A 20,829-nucleotide genomic window follows, 5' to 3' on the forward strand; every position below is an offset into this window, starting at 1 on the left:
AGTAGCCTCCTTACTTTGAATAAAAGAGTCCGTGCCCGCCGCGGAGCTTTGTCCAGTGTGCTTAACTTTAACGATATAAAAATTCTTATTCTGTCGTCGCTTATTGTGAGTTGTGTTTTGGCCGCATTGCCTTGGTTTGCTGTCAAAGTAGTGATCTGTACTTTCTTCTTCCTGTATGGTGTTTTAATTTGGTTGGATGCGCTGCTATTCGTGCAATATCGTATTGAAATCAATAGGCAAAGCATGGCGTGGTTCTTCACCGGAAGTAAGGGGATTGCCAAGGGACTACCACACCTCTTTTCGTTGGTTAAGCATGCACCATGGATTATGTTGATACCGCTCTTGTGGGCAGCTACACAAGCTTTAGTGCTATCTAATCTATCGTTGTCATCAAGCGCTGTTTCAGTTGGGACTGCGCTCAATGTAACAGTAATCGCGAGTGCGATTGTTGTCGCAGTGTTGGCGCTAAGTATTTGGCAAGCAATGTGTTGCCCCACCAATCAGTTTTTCACTGCGCCCAGCCTATTGCTAAATATAGTCTCAGATGACAAGTTTGAGGGCAACGAAGATTTAGTATTGGATAAATGCCATCAGCCTTTTGTTCATCCCACTACCGATGTGGGCTATGCAAGTGACATAGCTGGGATATGTGAAGGAGCCAATATTATTTTAATCACTCTTGAGTCATTGGGAAATTACCTTCAAGACGAGGGAAAAGAAGGTATACGCTCAAGGTTGAGAGAGCGATTTAAACATCATAGTTGGAACGGGAAAAAACATTTTTGTTTATGCCCTAATACCACAGTCTCAACCAACCAAATATATACAGGGGCTTATTCTAATAACCCTTACAATAAGTTAGACAGTCTCTACCCTGGTGTAGAGCCTAAGCACTTGAAAAACCTAAAGCAACATGGTTATACGACGATGTTTTTAGACAGTGCTGATATTGAGTTATATGATTACTATAAATTGCTCGATAGGATTGGTTTTGACTATGTATGGGGAACAAATGACATGCATGGGAATGACCGAAAAGCTGATTATCGACTATGGAATATGGTCGACGCCGTCGCTGATGCCGCCCAAGATGGACCTTTCTTCCTTCATATTATTAATGACCAATCTCATATGCCCTACGAAACGGTGGATAATAAAAGGTTTAATCGTCACAAAGGTAAAGACGCAAAGTCGCAGTATATGAATGCTGTTGAGGAAGCAGACTATATTATTGATGAATTCTTGAATCGGCTTGCTGAAAAAGTAGATATGTCAAACACCCTATTAGTATTTACTGGCGATCATGGTGAATCGTTTGGTGAATATGGCTATAGTTTTCATAGTAATTCGGTTATTTATCCTCAAATGCAAGTCCCCTTTTTTCTTACTCACCCACATCTAACCTCTAAAGAAATTGAGCACTCATGTCATTTCGACCTGTTTCCCACTTTCTTTGATTTACTCGGTATTTCAACCGATTACCCACATTTAGGGGCAACGTTGGCTGATGACTCAAGAGCGTTTGCGTACTTATTTCATTCGGCAACGTTGAAAGGGAATACTCCTGCGAATTTCGGTTTCTTATTTAATGACGAGTTATTCTGGGTCGATCGCCTGTTTAATCAGGTAAAACGTGTGCAAGATGGAAAGTGCTCCTCTATCACATTGGACGAAGAACGAGAATATATTTGTTCTCTACTTCAACAGATGTTGAAACAGCGAGCGATAATGCAGTGAATGGCACAAGAGTAGATGACAATTTATTCAAGGGTTGCAGTGCGATTTTAACTAAGGTGTTGCGTTACGTCAGCAATGCCAATTTAAGGTGATGGGCATTTAATGAACTCTCCTCAAACTTTACCCATGGTATTTTGCATCGATGATAATTTTGCCCCTCATCTTGCCGCGCTATTAACGAGTATTATTGCCAATACTCAATCCGGTAACTCATTTATCTTTTATGTGTTTTCTGCTGAGTTATCTGAAGAAAATAAGATGAAACTCAAACACACCGTGGGAGAAAATCATCACATCGCGTTTAACCACATAAACGCTAAACAATTTGAAAATTCCCAAGTCAGCCAGTGTTTCTCTAGTCGTCTATCTATCGTTACGTACTTCAGAATATTAATTCCTGAAGTCCTTAAAGAGCTTCAAACAAAAGTGCTTTTCATGGATGCGGATATGATAGTGAACACTGATTTAGCGGAGTTATTTGCTATCGATCTAAATGGTCAAGTCGCAGGTGTCGTGAAAGATTCTTTGGTTGAAAAATCCACCCATGCACAAAGTTTAGGTATTGCGGCAGAATCCTATTTTAACGCGGGTCTAATCATGATGGACTTGCCTGCTTGGCGTCAAAAAGAAATTAGCCGAAAAGCCATGGAGCTGATCAATCTAGGGAAGAACTTTAAATTTAACGACCAAGATATTCTTAATATTACGTTAGAACGTAATTTGCATTTTTTTGATGATGCTTGGAATGTCCAGCAATCTAGCTTAGAACGCTTTACAGTTGTTAAAGATGCCAAGGCTATTCATTACAATGGTGCGGAAAAGCCTTGGCAATTTGCGAGTATTCATCCGTTTACGCAATTGTACCTCCATTACAAAGGGCTATCACCTTATGCAGATACACCTCTTGTCCATTTCTTGGATGAACATGACAAAAGGTTAATTGAACGTATTTTTCAAACACAGTCTACCCATATTTACATTTATGGCGCGGGACAAAAGGGGCGTAGGTTGGCCAGTTACCTGCAAACAGAAGCTCCTGAAATTAGCCTTGTTGGCATGATTGATAGCTCCCCTCAAATGACTGTTTTTAATGGGGTTCAGGTGTCTAGTACTTTACCTCGGTTGAAAAATGAAGTTATCGTCGTGGCATCTTTTGCGTATGCAGATGAAATCGTAGAGCAACTCATGCAACGTTCAGTTCCACTTAATAGAATCATTGCCTTATGTGACAGGGTGTAGGGGAAGTTTCTATGTCAAAAGCTCCCACATTATCCATCATAGTCCCTTGTTATAATCACGCACGTTTCTTACCAGAACGGCTTAAATCGATTTCTGAGCAAAGCTTTAGAGATTTCGAAATTATTCTGCTTGATGATGCTAGCACTGATAATAGTCAAAATGTGTTACGAGCTTATGCAGGTCAAGAAATGCGGGTTTCTGCAACCTTGTTTAATGACGAGAACGGTGGTTGTGTTAACGAGCAGTGGCGAAAAGGCGTTCGTATTGCTAAAGGCGACTTTATTTGGATAGCTGAGAGTGATGATGTAGCGGCCCCAGACTTTTTACAGGTGCTTTTAAAGCAATTCAAATCCTTTCCGGAAGTAGGGATGGCTTACTGCGACTCTATGATTATTGATGATTCAGGTAAACAACACGGAGGTTATGACTATTCCCACTCTGAATACCAAAATCGTTGGCAGGGGGATTTTGTACTCGACGGTAAAACCTTTATTAAAGAGCATTTGGTATTTAGAAATGTCATTCCGAATGCAAGTGCTGTTGTGTTTAAAAAGGAAAACTTAAAAGCTGCATTAAAGCAGAGCAATATGAAATATTGTGCAGACTACTATTGCTATACACGGTTGTTATCTACCTCTGCCATTGCTTATGTGTCGAAGCCGTTAAACTTTTTTCGGGCGCATATTCATACTACCCGATGGCATAGCCAACAAAGTTACGCCACGGCGGTTAGAGAAAAGAGTACTATTCTTAAAGAAATAAAGCAGTTAAATATACCGCAAAGTACTGAAAATTTAGTAAAGTCATACCGCTGGCTATTTAAGCATCGTCATAAGTTTAAACGCCTAGGCAATTTGTTTACTGAATTACGCGCGAGAGTCGACTCCACCGATAAGGTTGCGCTGTATGGGTTTAATGATATTAGTGAATACGTATTAGAGACGTTTTCTCCCCATATACAATTTTCTGTGATTATTGATAAAAAAAGATCAGTTGCTGATAAAAAGGGAATTCCTATCAAGACCCTCTCTACGTCACTACTTGCCGATATTGATGTTGTTGTTGTCTGTTCGTTTAATTTCAAAGAAGAGATGTGTTCAAACCTAAATGCACAAGGGTTCAAAGGGCGAGTTATAACGGTTTAATGCTCGTTTACCACTATAAAAATGTCCACATTTTCAAAGGTCCTGTATGTCTGAAAATCAATTAGTTGTGGTGTTAGGAATGCATAGGTCAGGGACAAGCTTAGTGGCCAGCCTCGTTGAGACCATGGGCTTTTCCTGTGGAGAACATCCCATGCAGCCGAGTAAGGACAATCCTAACGGGTATTGGGAAGATGAGTTAATCGTCGATATTAATGAAAAACTACTTCATTCTTTAGGTTATCAATGGTGTTCTCTAACTTGGCTGAATTTAGCTGACCTTAGGCAAAGCAAACTGTATGAGGTTTTGAGACGAAAAGCAGTGAGTTATCTTCAACAGTTGCTCGCTAAAAATAAAAAGGTTTCTCTTAAAGATCCCAGAATGTGTATTTTGCTGCCTTTCTGGCTGGAAGTTTTCAAAGAGCTTGATGCTGATATAAAAGTGGTGCTGGTAAAACGTCACGCACACTCCATCGCTAAGTCCCTACTGACAAGAGATCAATTTGATAACGAATATGCATCACAACTCATCTATTTGCACTGGGCGGCCGTAGCCCGCTTTTTACCTAAAACTTACCCACGTATTTTAATTAATTATGAAGAGGTTCGACGGGATGAAAATGGCATTCGAAAGTCCTTAATGTCGTTTCTTGATGTTGAATCTAGTGTGCCTTCAAATTTATTTGAAGAAAAATTGGAGCACCATGCAACTTCGTTTAATGAAGCTAGCGCCTCCGGTTTTACATGGCAACAAGATATGCTGATGGATTTTCCTAACGCCAACGTTGATGAATATAGAATCAAGTCACTGGCTACTTTTTATTACGCGTTAAATGCCGCCTATGGTAGACGCAATCATCGTCAGCACGTGATTAATGAAATTAAAAACTTTGCCGATAACTATAAAACGAAAAAAGTTATCTTGTACGGTGCGAGTGAGCTTGCCTCTATTTTGATAGGGCAGCTATCGGATGCCATTGTGTTAGCTGTGGACCATGCTGCGTCTGAAGACCATCGAATAGCGCGCTTTGGTAAGCACTTTTATGCTCCTCACTTAATTAAAGAAACAGAACATGATGTGATTGTTGTCGCAGTGACGGGGCGAAAAGACGAGCTTATTCATTTTTTGTCTGGCTACACCAGTCAACCGATTACTTTTGCAGAAGAGTGTTTGTTTTAAGTTACGGTTTAAGACTGAGTTGGTTGGAGCTAGGTTGTAAAACGTCATGTGTTCAACGCAGTCGTCAAGGCATTAATATAATATGGTGAATCCACTAATGAATTTTGAGCCTAAGTTAGAACGTTCCAATCCTGGGTATGACTGGATCCTCAAAGAAATCGCCACATTAAAACCCTTTTACTTTCTAAAGCTGAATCATGGCTTTTGGGAGAGACTCGTACAAATTCAAAAGTTAGGTTATGAGTTGGCGGATATTGACGCATTGAATTCTGAACAAATCGCTGAGATAGAGAAAGTTACTGGTGTTTCCGGCTCATATTTTGTTGAAGATGGTTTTCTTAACGAATTGTTGTACCTTTTCAAAGCATACAGACCCCAAGAAAATTCGTTTGTTTTCGTTAGCTCATTACAGCCTTGGCCTCTCTCTGACCGAGTGGAAGGGACACCAATGCAATCTTCATCTCAATGTCTCAAGCTCATTTCCGATTATGTATTTCCTGACCTAATTAGATTCTCACATAGCAATGGTTTTACGGGATATGAATTTAAAAAAGCCCTTATAGACAATGATTTGTCACGATTTTTTCAAGGAATAAATGACCGAAAAGTGATTGTGTTATGTAATCAACGCAATCGAAAAATATTTGACCATTTATCAATACAAAATTTAACGTTTATCATTGCTCATGAACGACAAGCAAGATTAAAGAGATTAGAGATATTTGACGATCTTATTGAAGAAATAGCGAATAGTGAGGGTAATCTCCCAATTGTTATTTCAATGGTGGGAGGAGCACTCGCAACCTGGCTAGGTTTTAAGTTAAATGAGCACCAAGCCAACTGCCAATATATAGACGTAGGTGCTGCTTTTTATGCGTTTGTGGAAGGTGATGCGGGTAAGCGGGGTTGGATGAAGGCCTATGCGGCGCAGCTGTCTAGTGCAATAAGTAGCATGAACCTACCACATGAGATTACGCGTCTATACGCACCAGATGGAGGCTCGTTAACTACGCAACTTATAGAACTTGCCAATTCAACTGGGGTTAACGAACCACGTAACCTCTCCCTTAACAGCGAAGACGCTAAATTTAATGGGGAGCAAGTCGGTTTCACGGAAAATAAAGCCTACGATTTTAATAGACTTAAAGACTATATCGATTTTTCGGGAAAGGCCAATTATCGAGCAAAGTGTAGGCCAGTAGTACGTTTGCTGGAAAAAGCAGTTCATTTAATGTTGAGTCTATCGCCTAGCAGATGTGTTATCGCGCTGAATAGCGAAATCTCAGCACGCTATATTGCAGCAGCGGTTAATCAGGTCGTTGCAGGTAAGCCACACATTAAATGGTTATCGTCTGAATTTAGCAATCTCTCAATGGGTTGCGGTATACCGGGGTACCCAGTCATCGCGCCCTGTGATAGCGAAGGGCGGTTAGACTTGCAGGCGTTAGGGAATATACCTACTGACACATTCGATGGTGTTATCTATACAAATGTCTTTGCTCAGCATTCAAACTGGACTGATGTATTTTCTTGGTGCAAAGCGAATGGAAAAGCCATGTTTGTGGACAATTCTACAGGTCTGTTTGACCGACCTGCCGTTAATCTGCAAGAAGATGCTCCCATTGAGGTGATATCATGTGATCACACCCAACCATGGGGGGGGAGTGAGGGTGGTTTTTTAATTTGCAACGAAGAAGAAGCATACATCGCCCGAACTCTTATTAACGATGGCGTGGGTGTTGGTGAAAATAACTTTACGATGGCTCATGTAGGCGCAAATTATCAGTTAAGTGATCTGGCGGCCAGTTCAATTCTATGTCGGTTAGAGACACTGGAGAACTGGACTTTCTTTTATCAGTCACAAGAACGCAGGGTGAAGTCTTTAATCATTGATTCAGGGCTTTCCCTTGCGCCATTGACAGGGCAAACACAGCCTCGTTCAAGTCGCGCTTTTACGCCATTTATTAGTCCAGCGCCGGTATCGATAATTGATAGCGATATGAATGCGCTTTGTCGTAAGAGTTACAAGCCGTTCAAGGCTCAGCAATCGCATTATTTTGGAAATAATAGAGCGCAGAAATTATATGATAATTTAATCTGTATTTCTAACAATCCATTTAACCGTCACATTAGCAATGAGGAATACGTGGAATTGTTAAGGTCGTCTCTAGTATTTTCACGTTGATGAGGGTGGTGTTTTTCTGAGGTTGACATATTTAATGATTTTACTTTTTTTAATTATCTTTAAGGCTATTTAATAGTGGAAAAATCACACGCTGAATTGCAAGAAATTGGAGGTTATTTTGGCTTGGATATGCCGAATTACCTCAATTTTTTTGAAGATGATTTTTTAGTTCAATCTGCAAGAGCAGCAATTAGACTAATTGTCCAAAATTCTAATAAAAACGAGGTTTATGCTCCCGCCTATGTATGTAAGTCAGTTATTGATGCACTTAACTCCACAGGATGTAACGTCAATATTTATAAGTTGAATTCAGAATTTTATCCGTTGGTAGATTATTCCCAGTCTTTTAGCAATAGTGTATTTCTATATGTTAATTACTTTGGGTTATGTCAACGTAACATTCTTCGGTTGTGCGAAAGTGTAGGTAAAGAAAATTTATTAATAGATAACAGTCAAGCTTTGTTCGCCGAAAATATGGCTAAAGCATCTGTTTATTCGCCACGGAAGTTTGTAGGATTGCCGGATGGTGGTGTCATTAAAAGTTCAACTAAGCCACGGTTTGGTGAGTTAGCGAAAGATAAGGGTTCTATGAATAGGATGCCTTATCTTTTAAAACGTTTTAGTGAATCTGCGAAATCTGGATATGAGTATTTTAATTCAGCAAGACTGTCGTTAAGTGATAGTTCACCTTTGTTAATGTCTGATCTAACGAAAGCGTTAATGAGCACATTAAATTGGTGCGAAATTAAGAAAACCCGTAAGCGTAACTTCAAAATAATGGACGATTACTTCTCTTCTTGTAATGAAATTGAACTAGATTTGAATGGGGAGTCAGCGCTGTGTTATCCACTACACATTTCGGGCGTTAACGTCAATGAAGTTAGGAATGAATTGAACCGTTTAAACGTATTCAATCCGATATATTGGCTGGATGCTAAGCCTCTGCTCAATGATGGTGATTTCGAATTTCAGTTTATGGCGCAAACTCTCTTTTTACCGATAGATCAAAGAATGGACGAAGCTCAAGTTAACTATGTTTGCAACCTTGTTAGCTTATTAATAGATAACCACAAATTTGATTAGTTCTATGTGCATGCATGAAGTTGGGTTCCAATGAAGAAAACAGAATACACCACGTTTAGTTTTGACGAGCACGCAAAGAAATGCGATGTCGATGATTTTTTGAAGCAAATGCTCAGAACCGTGAAAGGTGAGCCTATTGAGCAAGAGCAAATTTCCCTTATCATCGAAGTTATCTCAGGATCATTATCTATTGATCAGTCTGATGCACTGCTCGATTTAGCCTGTGGTAATGGTTCCTTAGCTTCCCTTCTTTTCAATGAATGTTCTTCATATAAAGGTATCGATATTTCAGCATACTTAATAGAGATAGCACGCAGCAATTTTCAAATTAGCGATTCGATAGCTTTTGAGGCGAGTCCTGCAGACGTTTATGTGAAAAATGAATCTCAACCAGAACGCTTTACTAAAGTTAACTGCTTTGGTTCCCTCCAATATCTTACAAACGAAGAGGTATCGATAGTCTTATGTAACCTATTTACGCGTTTTAGCAACGTTGAAAAGGTCTTTCTAGGTAATATGCCAGATAAAAACAGCTACCTTTCGTTTTACAAAGACAGAGAGCCAACTGAAACAGAGCTGAATGACAATAACACAGCCATCGGTAAGTGGCGGACGAAATCAGAACTAGGTCGTTTGGCAAATGAAGCAGGTTGGCAGGTAGAATTTACCGCCATGCCGGCGGATTTCTATGCTAAACATTACCGTTTTAACGCAGTTTTAACTAGGTAGTCGAGAATGGAACATGTTATTTGGATTTCTGGCATGCCACGGTCAGGAACCACTTGGTTATCGCAAATTTTTGCATCGTCACCTGACGTTAGACTCAAATTTTGCCCTTTGTTTTCTTACGAATTTAAAAATGCGCTTACAGAGCAGAGCACTGCAGAGGAGTGGCGTGAACTTTTCGCTGCTGTGTATACGAAAAAATCCGAATATCTTGATCAACATTACCTCCGGCGAGACGGCCTCGTACCTGAATTTAAAGACAAGAACCAATTTCCTTCTCACTTAGTCATCAAGTCGACGAGGTTTCATCATTTAACCGAAAAAATATTAACGCTCAATCCGGATTTACGGTTTATCCATATTGTCAGAGACCCGAGAGCCAGTATCTATTCTTGGATAAGTAACCCGTATGAGTTTCCATCTGATGCAGATGTCAGTGTTGAATGGAAAACAGGGCGATGCAGAAAGCAAGGGGTCGGTGAGTTTTGGGGCTTCGAAGATTGGTACGATACAACAAAACAGGCATTGGAAATGCAAATTAAATTCAAAGAGCGATTTGTTGTCGTCAAATATGAAGAATTAAAAAGCTCACCATTAAAGACTATCGAACAGCTTTTCAGCTTTAGTGGGCTTGAAGTAACAGAGCAAACCAGAGATTTTATCCGACTGTCACAGTCCCGAACAGCACATAATAGTAATAAAAGGTCTGTGTACAAAGATCCACAAAAAGTTGAAAGTTGGCGATCTGCATTAGATAGGAACATAGCCAATACGATTGCAGCGCAAGTTAAGAAAAGTGAACTTTCACAATTTCTTGATGGTTAAAGGTGGCGCATGAATAAAAAAACTAGCGAAGAATTAGCAGTATTTGGTGGTAGACCGATTTTTGAAGAATTTAAATCTACATCAAACTTACTCAAACCTGATGTTGAGAAGTTTTTGAACTACTCGAAAACCTTCTATGCAAAGAAGCATTACACAAATAATGGGCCTAATGTACGTTTACTAGAGTCGCGTTTGGCAAGTTTTCACAATACAAAGCATTGTGTTTCATTTTCAAGTGGTTTTTGGGCGTTAGCACTCGCGATAAAGGTACTTGCTAAACGGGGTAAAACTGAAGTTATTTTGCCATCGCTCACGTACAGACGAATGACTGATATGATTGCTTGGCTAGGCTTAACGCCACACTTTTGTGAGGTTAATGAAGAGACGCTCGCTATGTGTCCTTCCTCGGTAAAATCCTGTGTGAACGAAAATACTGCGGTTATTTTGGGAGTACATCCCATTGTTAATTGCAGTGACGTCGAATCATTAGAATTAATCGCGAATGAATGTGAGCTACCCTTGGTTTTTGATTCTGTAGAATCGGTATATGAGAGTATCGATGCTGGGAAAATAGGCGCCTTTGGGGAGGCAGAGTGCTTTTCACTGCATGCATGCAAACTATTTAACGGATTTGGCGGAGGCTATTTAACAACAAATAATAGCGAGCTAGCCAAGCAATTAAGTTCAATGAGAACGTTTGGTTTTGTGGGCCCAGATAATATTGAATATAGCCACGGTGTTAATGCAAAGCTCAATGAGATGCACGCTTGTATGGCGCTAGCAAGCTTAGATGATATAGACGCGCAAGTAGCAGATAACAAGGCAAGGTACTATCAATATCGTAAGGGCTTGGCGTCGCTTAAAGGCTTTTCGCTGCTAGAATTTGACGAGGTATTCGATTCAGGCTTTAAAAATATCGTTGCACGAATCAATGATGCTTGGCCTTTCACACGGGATGAAACTGTACGTATATTAAATGCAGAAGGCGTGTTGGCCAGAGCACATTACGACCCTCCACTACACACTAAACTCAACGACAATGAATATATTGCTTGTGACCTTTCGCTAACAGAATCTCTTGCAACACAATTTATAAATTTACCCTGTGGCCAGAAAGTAAGTTGTGATGACATTGACCAAATCGTCGATTTACTTAGTTTTATTGAAAAACATGCCGATCAGATTAAACAATTAATGCCTAGGATGACCGAACATGACTAAAGTTGAGGAGATCGTAAGCCATTTACCCATACAACCATTAGACGAACCTATCCCTGTAGGGCAATTGTACTTCCCAGACTGGTGTGATTATGAACAGGCGATGAGAGGAATCTTTGAGCGTGAGTATTATAATAATAATGGCCCGCTCGTTACGGCATTAGAAAGCCAGCTTGAAAATTTCCTCAATGTAAAACACGCTATCTGCGTTAGCAATGCAACACATGGCTTGATGATTGCGGCTCAAGCAATGGAGCTTACAGGGAAAGTGATTTTACCTGCCCATACTTTTATTGCCAGTGCACAGTCTCTGTTGTGGTGTGGCCTAACGCCCGTTTTTTGCGATGTGCAAAAAGATGGTCATCATATAGATTCTACTAAGTTAGAAGCTCTCATTACTGATGACGTTTCTGCGATTATGGCTGTGAACTTATGGGGTGGAGCCGCTGATATTGATGCATTAGAAAAAATTGCGTCCAAGCATGATATAAAGCTTTATTTCGATTCTGCACAGGCATTTGGTTGCGAGTACCAAGGCAAGAAAGTGGGTGGATTTGGAGACCTAGAAGTATTTTCACTGCACGCAACGAAAGTTTTGAGTGCCGGTGAAGGTGGGTTAATTTGCACCAATAATGATGAACTCGCAAACAAGATCCGTTCAATACGCCCTAGTTATGGCAATTTTGAGAAAGTAGCAATAGAAAAGGTGGCGAACTCAAGAATGTCTGAAGCCCAAGCTGCTGTGGCATTGTTGAATCTTAAAAGCTATAAAGATTATCAACGTAATAATGAAAACATATACAACCTCTATTCCAAACGGTTGTCTAGCATTCCTGGTATATCCATTGTTAACCCTGAAGGCGTGACCCTCTCAAATTTTCAAAGTTTAGTCTGCAGTGTGGATGAAGAAAAATTTGGATGTTCACGAGATGATTTATTGAACATTTTAAAACATTTCAGTGTGTTGGCTCGACGTTACTTTTACCCTGGGGTGCATAAAACGGTAGATTTCGAGCATTACGGTTATAAACTCCCTAATACTGATCGTTTAAGCAATGTTGCAATACAATTACCAATTGGTGCCCAAGTAGAGAAAGATGTGGTGAATTTTATTTGCGATGTCATAGCACAAACACATGAGAAGTCTCTTTGTCACGGGTAGTTATGAAAATTGGAATAATGCAGCCTTATTTTTTTCCTTACTTGGGGCATTTCGCATTAATTGATGCGGTTGACAAGTGGGTTGTTTTTGATGTTACTCAATATACTCCGAAAAGTTGGATGAATAGAAATCGGATTTTACATCCGAAATCTGGATGGAATTATGTCACCTTGCCGCTAGAAAAGTCGTCTATCAGTCTTAGTAGCTGTGACGTGTACGTGAGAGATATTGACAAGGTTAAAGCAACTATTTTGGGAAAAATTTCTCACTACAAGAAACAAGCACCATTTTATTGGCAAGTGGTTGATATCATCACGCGAACTTTTGAAAACGCTACTTCCAGTAAGCTGGTCGACATTAATGTGTCGTCATTGAAGGAGACTTGCGACTATTTAGGGGTAACGTTTGATTGGGATATTTGTTCCGAGCTCGGATTATCCTTTCCGCAAAATATGGGGCCTGGTGATTGGGCGCCGTATATCTCTGAGCAGTTAAAAGCAACAGTCTATATTAATCCAAGTAATGGGATCCCCTTGTTTGATACACATGATTTCACACAGAAGCATATTGAGCTACACGCAATGTCTTTTTCATCCTTTGAATATGAAACTGGCTCAATGGACTTTGAGAAAAACTTATCGATATTAGATGTCATGATGTGGAACTCGCCATCAACAATAAGGCAAAAGATGAAAGAACTTTCTTTAATAACGCGTATTCCTTGCTCGTCTTCATCATCTGTGTAAAGGCGAAAGGACATTTGGGTAGACTAGAGAAAAACTTAATTGGTTTATATTAGGGTTACTATAACCACAGAAATTCAATTTTCGTTGTGAGTATCACTTCTCATACTTAATATTGATTAGATGTTGTACAGCGATGTGCTATATTTACTCATAGAGTTATAAGAGGGTTGCTATTATGCAAGTCAACAACGAATCAACGTCGCTTATTGGGCAAATTCAAGAAAGGCAAAACAGTCTTTTTGAAAAACTTGCCTCTGGAAAACAAGTTAATGACGCGACTGACGGCGCGGCAGCGCAGCAGATAATCGACCGTTTAACATCGGAAGTAGAAGGCAGCCGACAAGCCGTAAGCAACGTATATGATGGTATTTCATTGGCGCAAGTAGCGGAAGGCGGCTTGAGCATCATAAACGACGATGTAAACCGTATTAGAGAGCTAACGTTGCAGTCGGGTAGTGGCATATTAAGCGATGGCGATCGTCAAGCGCTTCAATCTGAAATATCGCAACTTCAAGATAATATCAGTCAAACCATAGAGCAAACTAACTTTGCAGGTAAGCCATTATTGTCTGAAGACGGCGCACTAAGCTTTCAAGTAGGGGCAAATGCTGGCAACAGTGTTGATATCGAAACTCAGGATTTTGCGAGCCAGCTATCCAGTGTACTTTCAATCGATTTAACCTCTGGAACCAGTATTAACGACGCGTTAAGCGCGGCGGATGACGCTATTGAGTTAGTCGGTGGTGCACAAGGTGAACTAGGTGCAACACAAAACGCATTACAAAGCACTGCTCGAAATTTAACCCAAGCCAATGTTAATGCGGCGGAATCGAGAAGTCGAATTCAAGATTTAGATTTTGCACAAGCAACATCGCAACAAGCTGCTAATGATGTATTAAGTCAGTCAGCACTTACCATTCAAGCCCAAGCTAATCAGCAGGAAGGGCAGGTTTTAGCTTTGCTTAGCTAAGCGCGAGTTAATGATTTTAATCGAAAGAAGCAGGGTAACCTGCTTTTTTTATTGCTATATTTCCGAAAACACCAGTTGCGCTGTGATCTTTTGTCGTTACAATTTGCAAATGCGCTAAACTGTAAATAATAACAAAGCGTTCTCGGGGAATTAATGAAGGATATTCTGCTGGTTAGCGATAACCAGGAACTAATTCATAGTTTAGAAACCATAGTGACGTTTCTAGGTGAGTCGTGTCAGTCGCGAGGCTTTCATGAATGCGAAGATTATTTGCAAGACAGTGGCGCAGATGCTGTCTTGATTGATTACACATTGCCATCTGCGGTAAAAGCGCTTATTGCGCGCTTCCCACATATTCCTTTTGTTGTGCTTCAAAAACAAAATGGCGAGACAACTGCTGAGTGTAATTTGGTAAGTGTAGTGACGCTTCCGCTTACCTATCCTGTCTTGACGCAAGCCATTCATCGTTGCCAAGAATATTCACGCCGAAAGCCGGGGAATACACGGTCGGGTGGAGCAAAAACTCGCTTATTTCGAAGCCTCGTGGGTCAAAGCGATCAGATACAAATTGTTCGACGGTTAGTCGAGCAAGTAGCGCCCACTGAAGCCACTGTTTTGATCCTCGGGGAATCGGGGACCGGTAAAGAGGTCGTGGCGCGTAACGTTCACTTTTTGTCTGAACGAAAAGATGGGCCATTCATTCCTGTAAATTGTGGCGCAATTCCAGGCGAATTGCTGGAAAGCGAACTTTTCGGTCATGAAAAAGGCGCGTTTACTGGCGCCATCAGTGCTCGAAAGGGCCGCTTTGAGCTTGCGGAAAATGGCACGCTGTTTCTTGATGAGATTGGCGATATGCCGCTGCAAATGCAGGTAAAGTTACTTCGGGTGCTTCAAGAAAGAATGTTCGAGCGAGTGGGTGGCAGCAAACCCTTAAAGTGTAATGTTCGTATTATCGCCGCCACCCACCGAAACTTAGAAACCATGATAAAGGAAGATAAGTTTCGAGAAGACTTGTATTACAGGCTGAACGTCTTTCCCATAGACAGTCCTGCACTGCGTCAACGAAAAGACGATATCCCGCTACTCCTGCAAGAACTTAATAGTCGCATTCAAGGCGACGGTGTCGAAGGCGTACACTTTACAGAACGAGCGATTGCATCCCTGATGGAACACGATTGGGCCGGGAACGTTAGAGAGCTTTCAAACCTGGTGGAGCGCCTCAGTATTCTTTATCCCTCTCAAGTGGTTGATGTGGCAGATTTACCCGATAAATATCAATACGGCGATGTTCAAGCTTACGAACCTGATTACCCAGAAGAATTGCTTGAAAGAGACGCATTCAATGCATTATTTGCCGAGGCGGCCGCACAGGAAGTAGAAGAAGACCTTGATGAAGATGACAGTGGCTTATTGATGCGCTCTTCACTGCCCGAAGAGGGGGTGAATTTGAAAGAGTATTTATCTGAGTTAGAAATTAACTTAATTCGACAAGCATTGGAGCAACAAGATTGGGTTGTTGCCAGGGCGGCTGACAAGTTGGGTATGCGAAGAACCACCTTGGTTGAAAAGATGCGAAAGTACGATATTCAACGTGTGGAGGAAGTCTAACGTCAGGGAATTGACGTGATAAAATCAGAATAAATCAAGCTAACGTGTTGATATTTAAGGTTATAAATATTGGCACGTGTCCTGCTAAGTAAAGTCATAGAGTAAAACGTCTGCTATTTGACGAGGGCGATATGACTTACGACAGCAATATATCTACAACAGACTCATTTTTATCTTCATATGATCTAGCCCCCGTGGGCGGTACTCTTGAAGAAAGTTTTAATTCCGCCCCTGTTTCTGTGGTAAGCGCTGATGAGGTGGCATCGCTTCGTCGCCAAGCAAGTCAACTAGAACATTTACTAAAGGTTATGCCTGCTGGTGTTATTGTGCTTGATGGTAAAGGCGTAGTGAAGCAAGCCAATGATCAAGCAAAGGCATTACTGGGCGAGCCTCTCGAAGAGCAGGTTTGGCGAAATATTATCGCACGTTCATTTAAACCGAGAGCGGACGATGGCCACGAGGTATCCTTGGTGGATGGGCGTCGTGTGAAGCTGTCTATTACGCCATTGGAGAAAGAGCCGGGCCAGCTTATTGTGATAACGGACTTAACGGAAACCCGTGAGCTCCAAGCACGAGTGAGTCATATGCAGCGTTTGTCTTCACTTGGCAAAATGGTGGCCTCACTCGCACATCAGATAAGAACGCCGCTATCTGCAGCTATGCTTTATGCCTCTAACTTAACGCGTAAAAATTTACCAGAAAATGCCGGCGAACAATTTGCTCATAAACTGACAGACCGTTTAAAAGAGCTAGAAAGTCAGGTCAACGATATGTTGCTATTCGCGAAGTCGGGTGAAGAGCAAGTGGTTGCGTCTATTTCATCACAAGAACTTGAAGAGGCTATTTTGCCTACGTCGCAAACCATGGCCAGTCAGGCGGCTCAATCAATATCGGTAGAGGGGTTTAACGCTAACGTATCGGTTACCGGAAACCTTACGGCCTTGCAGGGCGCCATATTGAACCTGGTACATAATGCAAGTCAGGTGACGCCTAAAGGCCAAGCTATCTGTGTTAAAGCGCACGTTGTCAGCAACAAACTTGCTATTTCCGTTTGTGACCAGGGCCCTGGCGTTCCAGCACACTTGCAAAACAAAATTTTTGAACCCTTCTATACCACGAAAACCCATGGTACAGGTTTAGGGCTTGCCGTTGTGAAATCAGTAGTGAATGCGCATAACGGTCAACTCACGGTGTCAAATCTTGCCCATGGTGGCGCGTGTTTCACCATAGCAATCCCTTGTTCAGCCTCACAGGCGGTTCATTCTTCTGAGCACAAAACTAAGGTCGCATAAAGGCAGGAGTACTTTCTTATGGCTAAAACAACCATTCTTATCGTGGAAGACGATGCAGGCTTACGTGAAGCCTTATACGATACCTTGTTACTCGGCGATTATGATGTCGTTGATGCCGACTGCGCAGAATCGGCGTTGATGGTGCTCTCTGGGAGAAAAATAGACTTAGTGGTGAGCGATATTCAAATGGGCGAAATGAGCGGCCTCGCTTTGCTTAAAAGCATTAAAGCGAAATACCCGCAAATGCCAGTGTTACTCATGACAGCGTTTGCCACAATCAATGATGCGGTTCAAGCCATGCGAGATGGCGCGACAGATTACTTATCTAAGCCGTTCGCGCCGGAAGTGTTACTCAATTTAGTTGGGCGATATGCGCCAGCACAAAAAATTGAGTCACGCACGCCCATCGTGGCAGACCCTTCCAGTTTGCAACTACTCGCCTTATCGCGAAAAGTCGCGAAGTCTGACGCTACTGTGATGGTCATGGGGCCGAGTGGTTCGGGTAAAGAGGTGCTCTCACGCTATATTCATGACCAGTCACAGCGTGCTGATGCGCCTTTTGTGGCCATTAATTGCGCCGCTATTCCTGAAAATATGTTGGAAGCCACTTTGTTTGGCTATGAGAAAGGCGCGTTTACCGGCGCGGTTCAAGCCTGTCCTGGTAAATTCGAACAAGCGCAAAGCGGGACTTTATTGTTAGACGAGATTACAGAAATGGATTTGGCGTTGCAGGCAAAGTTGCTTCGTGTGTTGCAAGAAAGGGAAGTGGAACGCTTGGGCGGCAGAAAAAACATCAAGCTCGATGTACGGGTTATTGCTACTAGCAACCGAGACTTACGCAAAGCCGTTGAACGAGGGGAGTTTAGAGAAGATTTATATTATCGTCTTAATGTATTTCCTATTACATGGCGTCCCTTGTCTGAGCGTCCCGGTGATATTGTCCCCTTAGCCGAACATCTTATTTCGCGACATGCGGCAAATCAGAATTTGGGTACAGTAAAATTAAGTGCCGCGGCGAGAAACAAACTGTCTCAATATACGTGGCCGGGCAACGTTCGCGAATTAGAAAACGTAGTGCAAAGGGCGCTAATTCTTTGTGAAGGGGGCCTTGTTGATTCAGGCGACTTGATGATAGATATGGCGGTGCACAGCGAAATGGAAATGCAGGTTGAACCTGATGACAATAGCAAACTGGGTTCTGAACTTCGCCAGCAAGAACATCAAATTATTTTAGATACGTTAGCGCTGTGCAATGGCAAGCGTAAAGATGTGGCCGAGAAGTTGGGGATTAGCCCTAGAACCTTGCGTTACAAGCTCGCTAGAATGCGCGAAGATGGTATTGAAGTGCCTGCATAGTTAACTTCAGATATAAAAAGTTGTTTGTCAACAAGCAACTGCTTAAATGTACGACGACTGAGGTCTCGTTAGGTATTAGCCGCCTAGCGAGACTTATTCATTTCCAATCTGGCTGAGCACGACAAGCGCCACCATGAATGCGCGCTGTTGTGAAATTGGCTTCACCCTGTCATAAAATTGGCTTTCCTCTAAATTTTATATTCAATTATCTGATTTTAAATGATTTTTAAAGTTGGCTTGTTGATTGCATTTGTACTGGGCAACAGCAACATTTCGCCGCATAGCGGCAATTTTTCGACGAAATCGTGTAGGAGTGGTTATGGACGTCAAAGCCAACAGTTTGTATCAAGAAATGCAAAATATGATTGGGCAGTCTCGTCTTCAGGTTAATGAGCCCCAAACATTACCAGACATTAATCCCACAAAAGATGATTTTTCTAACATGCTTAAGCAAGCGGTAGATGGTGTAAATGGTATGCAGTTAGAATCGAAAAATGCGCAACAACGGTTCGAAATGGGCGACAACTCATTAAGTTTAGCTGAAGTTATGCTCACCAAAGAGAAAGCGGGTATTGCGTTTGAGGCAACCGTGCAAGTGAGAAATAAAGTGCTTGAAGCGTACAAGCAAATCATGAACATGCCAGTGTAGTTGGAGTAGATCATGGCTGAGGCAACAGGCACAAATTTAACCGTACCCGATCAAAGCACGGCAGGCGATGTGGAACCAGAAAATAAATCTGGATTCATGGATACCTTAGGCAACACAGACATGATGCGACAAATGGCACTTGTGGTAGTGCTTGTTATCTGTGTGGCCATTGCGGTGTTTATTTTAATTTGGGCACAAGAACCTGATTTTCGTCCTCTAGCCAAAATGGAGACCCAAGAGCTCATCGAAACGCTAGATTACATGGATGCCAACCAAATAGAGTACCGCTTAGAAGGAAACACGGTTTATGTAAGAAGCGATGAGTTTCAAAATATCCGTTTAGGTATGACGCGCCAAGGCTTAACCAATAGCAGCGATAGCGGAACCGACATTATCATGCAAGACATGGGGTTCGGTGTCAGTCAGCGGGTGGAAATGGAAAGATTAAAACACGCCCGTGAACAGCAAATTGCATCCACTATTGAAGATATGACAAGTATTCAAAAAGCCCGGGTACTTCTGGCTATGCCGAAAGAAAACGTTTTTGCGAGACGTGAAAAAAAGGCCTCAGCTACGGTAGTATTAACCGCAAAACGCGGGTCGGTTATAGCAGGTGAAGAAGTTGATGCTGTGATTGATATCGTGGCATCTGCTGTGCAGAATATGGAACCATCAAAAGTAACGGTCACCGACAGCAACGGCCGCTTACTCAACTCAGGCTCGCAAGATTCATTAAGTGCTAGAGCCCGTAAAGAATACGAAATAGAGCGTCAACGGGAACAAGAATACCTGGAAAAAATAGATGCTATTTTGATCCCCGTACTTGGCATTGGTAACTATACGGCTCAGGCAGACGTGAGCATGGACTTTACTGCCATGGAGCAAACCCAGCGCAGTTATAACCCTGACTTACCCGCCGTGCGTAGTGAAATGATTGTTGAGGAAAACAGTGTGGGCGGCGGCGTTGGCGGCATTCCTGGCGCGCTTTCCAATCAACCTCCTCTTGATTCTAATATTCCAGAGCAAGCCGGAGCTGGCAACCAACCAACCTTGCCAGGCAGAACGGCGAAAGAGTCTACCCGCAACTATGAATTAGATACCACCATTAGCCACACGAAAAAGCAAAGTGGCGTTATTCGACGTTTAAGTGTGTCGGTGGCTGTAGATTATACACAGCTGACTGGCGAAGACGGCAGTACAACCAGTGAGCCCAGAAAACAAGAAGAGCTACTCAATATTCGCCGTTTGTTGCAAGGTGGTATTGGCTTTGACGTTACCCGAGGCGACTCTCTTGAAGTAGTCAGTGTCCCGTTCACACGAATGGACAGCGGCGTTATGGAAGAGGTTCCACTATGGGAACAGCCCGGATTTTTGCCTATACTTAAGCTGGTGGTGGGTGGCCTCGTCATTATCGTGCTCATCATCTTTGTTATTCGACCCATGCTGCGTCGTTTGATTAACCCTGATGACACCAAAGAGGCAGAAGATTTTGATGCAGATGAAGGTCTAGACCTTGGTGATGAAACCATCAGCATGCTGTCTTCCGATTTCGACGAAGGTCAAGTGGGCTTCGCTGCCGACGGGTCTTTGATGCTGCCAGATTTACATAAAGATGAAGACGTATTAAAAGCGGTGCGTGCACTCGTGGCCAATGAACCAGAATTGTCAGCCCAAGTCGTTAAAGGCTGGCTGATGCAAGATGAGTAAGTGA

17 protein-coding genes are annotated in these 20,829 nt (G+C 42.1%); all 17 read left to right on the forward strand.

Annotation, left to right across the window (positions count from 1 at the left end; all coding sequences use genetic code 11):
- Positions 1-57 precede the first annotated feature (57 nt).
- Positions 58-1,737, forward strand: coding sequence for a sulfatase-like hydrolase/transferase (locus tag EP13_RS05010; protein ID WP_044056329.1), 1,680 nt, complete (start codon positions 58-60; stop codon positions 1,735-1,737).
- Positions 1,738-1,839: 102 nt separating this feature from the next.
- On the forward strand, positions 1,840-2,976 hold the full coding sequence (locus EP13_RS05015) for a glycosyltransferase family 8 protein (RefSeq protein ID WP_044056330.1): 1,137 nt from the start codon (positions 1,840-1,842) through the stop codon (positions 2,974-2,976).
- Positions 2,977-2,987: 11 nt separating this feature from the next.
- Positions 2,988-4,121, forward strand: coding sequence for a glycosyltransferase family 2 protein (locus tag EP13_RS05020; protein WP_044056331.1), 1,134 nt, complete (start codon positions 2,988-2,990; stop codon positions 4,119-4,121).
- A gap of 46 nt (positions 4,122-4,167) precedes the next feature.
- Positions 4,168-5,298 (forward strand): sulfotransferase family protein, encoded by a 1,131-nt coding sequence (locus EP13_RS05025; RefSeq protein ID WP_231497923.1) that lies wholly within the window; start codon positions 4,168-4,170, stop codon positions 5,296-5,298.
- Positions 5,299-5,380: 82 nt separating this feature from the next.
- Positions 5,381-7,483 carry a DegT/DnrJ/EryC1/StrS family aminotransferase gene (locus EP13_RS05030; protein WP_044056332.1) on the forward strand — a complete coding sequence of 701 codons (2,103 nt, stop codon included), beginning with the start codon at positions 5,381-5,383 and terminating at the stop codon, positions 7,481-7,483.
- Between the two features lie 75 nt (positions 7,484-7,558).
- Positions 7,559-8,566, forward strand: a complete 1,008-nt coding sequence (locus tag EP13_RS05035; RefSeq protein ID WP_044056333.1) for an aspartate aminotransferase family protein — start codon at positions 7,559-7,561, stop codon at positions 8,564-8,566.
- Between the two features lie 30 nt (positions 8,567-8,596).
- Positions 8,597-9,295, forward strand: a complete 699-nt coding sequence (locus EP13_RS05040; RefSeq protein WP_044056334.1) for a methyltransferase domain-containing protein — start codon at positions 8,597-8,599, stop codon at positions 9,293-9,295.
- 6 nt (positions 9,296-9,301) lie between these two features.
- A complete protein-coding gene (locus EP13_RS05045; protein ID WP_044056335.1) occupies positions 9,302-10,117 on the forward strand; it encodes a sulfotransferase family protein in 816 nt (271 codons plus the stop codon).
- A 9-nt stretch (positions 10,118-10,126) separates the two neighbouring features.
- On the forward strand, positions 10,127-11,338 hold the full coding sequence (locus EP13_RS05050) for an aminotransferase class I/II-fold pyridoxal phosphate-dependent enzyme (protein WP_044056336.1): 1,212 nt from the start codon (positions 10,127-10,129) through the stop codon (positions 11,336-11,338).
- Complete coding sequence (locus EP13_RS05055; RefSeq protein ID WP_044056337.1) at positions 11,331-12,497, forward strand: DegT/DnrJ/EryC1/StrS family aminotransferase; 1,167 nt, start codon at positions 11,331-11,333, stop codon at positions 12,495-12,497. The genes EP13_RS05050 and EP13_RS05055 overlap by 8 nt, the downstream gene beginning before the upstream one ends.
- Before the next feature lie 2 nt (positions 12,498-12,499).
- Positions 12,500-13,243 carry a WbqC family protein gene (locus EP13_RS05060; RefSeq protein WP_231497924.1) on the forward strand — a complete coding sequence of 248 codons (744 nt, stop codon included), beginning with the start codon at positions 12,500-12,502 and terminating at the stop codon, positions 13,241-13,243.
- 175 nt (positions 13,244-13,418) lie between these two features.
- The gene (locus tag EP13_RS05065) at positions 13,419-14,213 is read left to right on the forward strand and encodes a flagellin N-terminal helical domain-containing protein (protein ID WP_081869441.1); all 795 of its coding nucleotides are present in this window, start codon (positions 13,419-13,421) and stop codon (positions 14,211-14,213) included.
- Between the two features lie 153 nt (positions 14,214-14,366).
- The gene (locus EP13_RS05070) at positions 14,367-15,821 is read left to right on the forward strand and encodes a sigma-54 dependent transcriptional regulator (RefSeq protein ID WP_044056339.1); all 1,455 of its coding nucleotides are present in this window, start codon (positions 14,367-14,369) and stop codon (positions 15,819-15,821) included.
- Between the two features lie 131 nt (positions 15,822-15,952).
- A complete protein-coding gene (locus EP13_RS05075; RefSeq protein ID WP_044056340.1) occupies positions 15,953-17,113 on the forward strand; it encodes a sensor histidine kinase in 1,161 nt (386 codons plus the stop codon).
- 18 nt (positions 17,114-17,131) lie between these two features.
- Positions 17,132-18,469: a sigma-54-dependent transcriptional regulator gene (locus EP13_RS05080; RefSeq protein ID WP_044056341.1), complete on the forward strand. Its 1,338-nt coding sequence runs from the start codon at positions 17,132-17,134 to the stop codon at positions 18,467-18,469.
- 319 nt (positions 18,470-18,788) lie between these two features.
- A complete protein-coding gene (gene fliE, locus EP13_RS05085) occupies positions 18,789-19,118 on the forward strand; it encodes a flagellar hook-basal body complex protein FliE (protein ID WP_044056342.1) in 330 nt (109 codons plus the stop codon).
- A gap of 12 nt (positions 19,119-19,130) precedes the next feature.
- Positions 19,131-20,825 carry a flagellar basal-body MS-ring/collar protein FliF gene (fliF, locus tag EP13_RS05090; protein WP_044056343.1) on the forward strand — a complete coding sequence of 565 codons (1,695 nt, stop codon included), beginning with the start codon at positions 19,131-19,133 and terminating at the stop codon, positions 20,823-20,825.
- The last annotated feature ends 4 nt before the right edge of the window (positions 20,826-20,829 follow it).

It is taken from the genome of Alteromonas australica (genome assembly GCF_000730385.1).
In the GTDB taxonomy this organism is placed as follows: Bacteria; Pseudomonadota; Gammaproteobacteria; order Enterobacterales; family Alteromonadaceae; genus Alteromonas; species Alteromonas australica.

Coding starts and splice junctions, on each gene's coding strand:
- EP13_RS05060 (WP_231497924.1), top strand. CDS start 12,500: ATGAAAATTGGAATAATGCAGCCTTATTTTTTTCCTTACTTGGGGCAT.
- EP13_RS05025 (WP_231497923.1), top strand. CDS start 4,168: ATGTCTGAAAATCAATTAGTTGTGGTGTTAGGAATGCATAGGTCAGGG.
- EP13_RS05020 (WP_044056331.1), top strand. CDS start 2,988: ATGTCAAAAGCTCCCACATTATCCATCATAGTCCCTTGTTATAATCAC.
- EP13_RS05065 (WP_081869441.1), top strand. CDS start 13,419: ATGCAAGTCAACAACGAATCAACGTCGCTTATTGGGCAAATTCAAGAA.
- EP13_RS05045 (WP_044056335.1), top strand. CDS start 9,302: ATGGAACATGTTATTTGGATTTCTGGCATGCCACGGTCAGGAACCACT.
- EP13_RS05040 (WP_044056334.1), top strand. CDS start 8,597: ATGAAGAAAACAGAATACACCACGTTTAGTTTTGACGAGCACGCAAAG.
- EP13_RS05030 (WP_044056332.1), top strand. CDS start 5,381: ATGGTGAATCCACTAATGAATTTTGAGCCTAAGTTAGAACGTTCCAAT.
- EP13_RS05050 (WP_044056336.1), top strand. CDS start 10,127: ATGAATAAAAAAACTAGCGAAGAATTAGCAGTATTTGGTGGTAGACCG.
- EP13_RS05015 (WP_044056330.1), top strand. CDS start 1,840: ATGAACTCTCCTCAAACTTTACCCATGGTATTTTGCATCGATGATAAT.
- fliE (WP_044056342.1), top strand. CDS start 18,789: ATGGACGTCAAAGCCAACAGTTTGTATCAAGAAATGCAAAATATGATT.
- EP13_RS05080 (WP_044056341.1), top strand. CDS start 17,132: ATGGCTAAAACAACCATTCTTATCGTGGAAGACGATGCAGGCTTACGT.
- EP13_RS05075 (WP_044056340.1), top strand. CDS start 15,953: ATGACTTACGACAGCAATATATCTACAACAGACTCATTTTTATCTTCA.
- EP13_RS05055 (WP_044056337.1), top strand. CDS start 11,331: ATGACTAAAGTTGAGGAGATCGTAAGCCATTTACCCATACAACCATTA.
- fliF (WP_044056343.1), top strand. CDS start 19,131: ATGGCTGAGGCAACAGGCACAAATTTAACCGTACCCGATCAAAGCACG.
- EP13_RS05070 (WP_044056339.1), top strand. CDS start 14,367: ATGAAGGATATTCTGCTGGTTAGCGATAACCAGGAACTAATTCATAGT.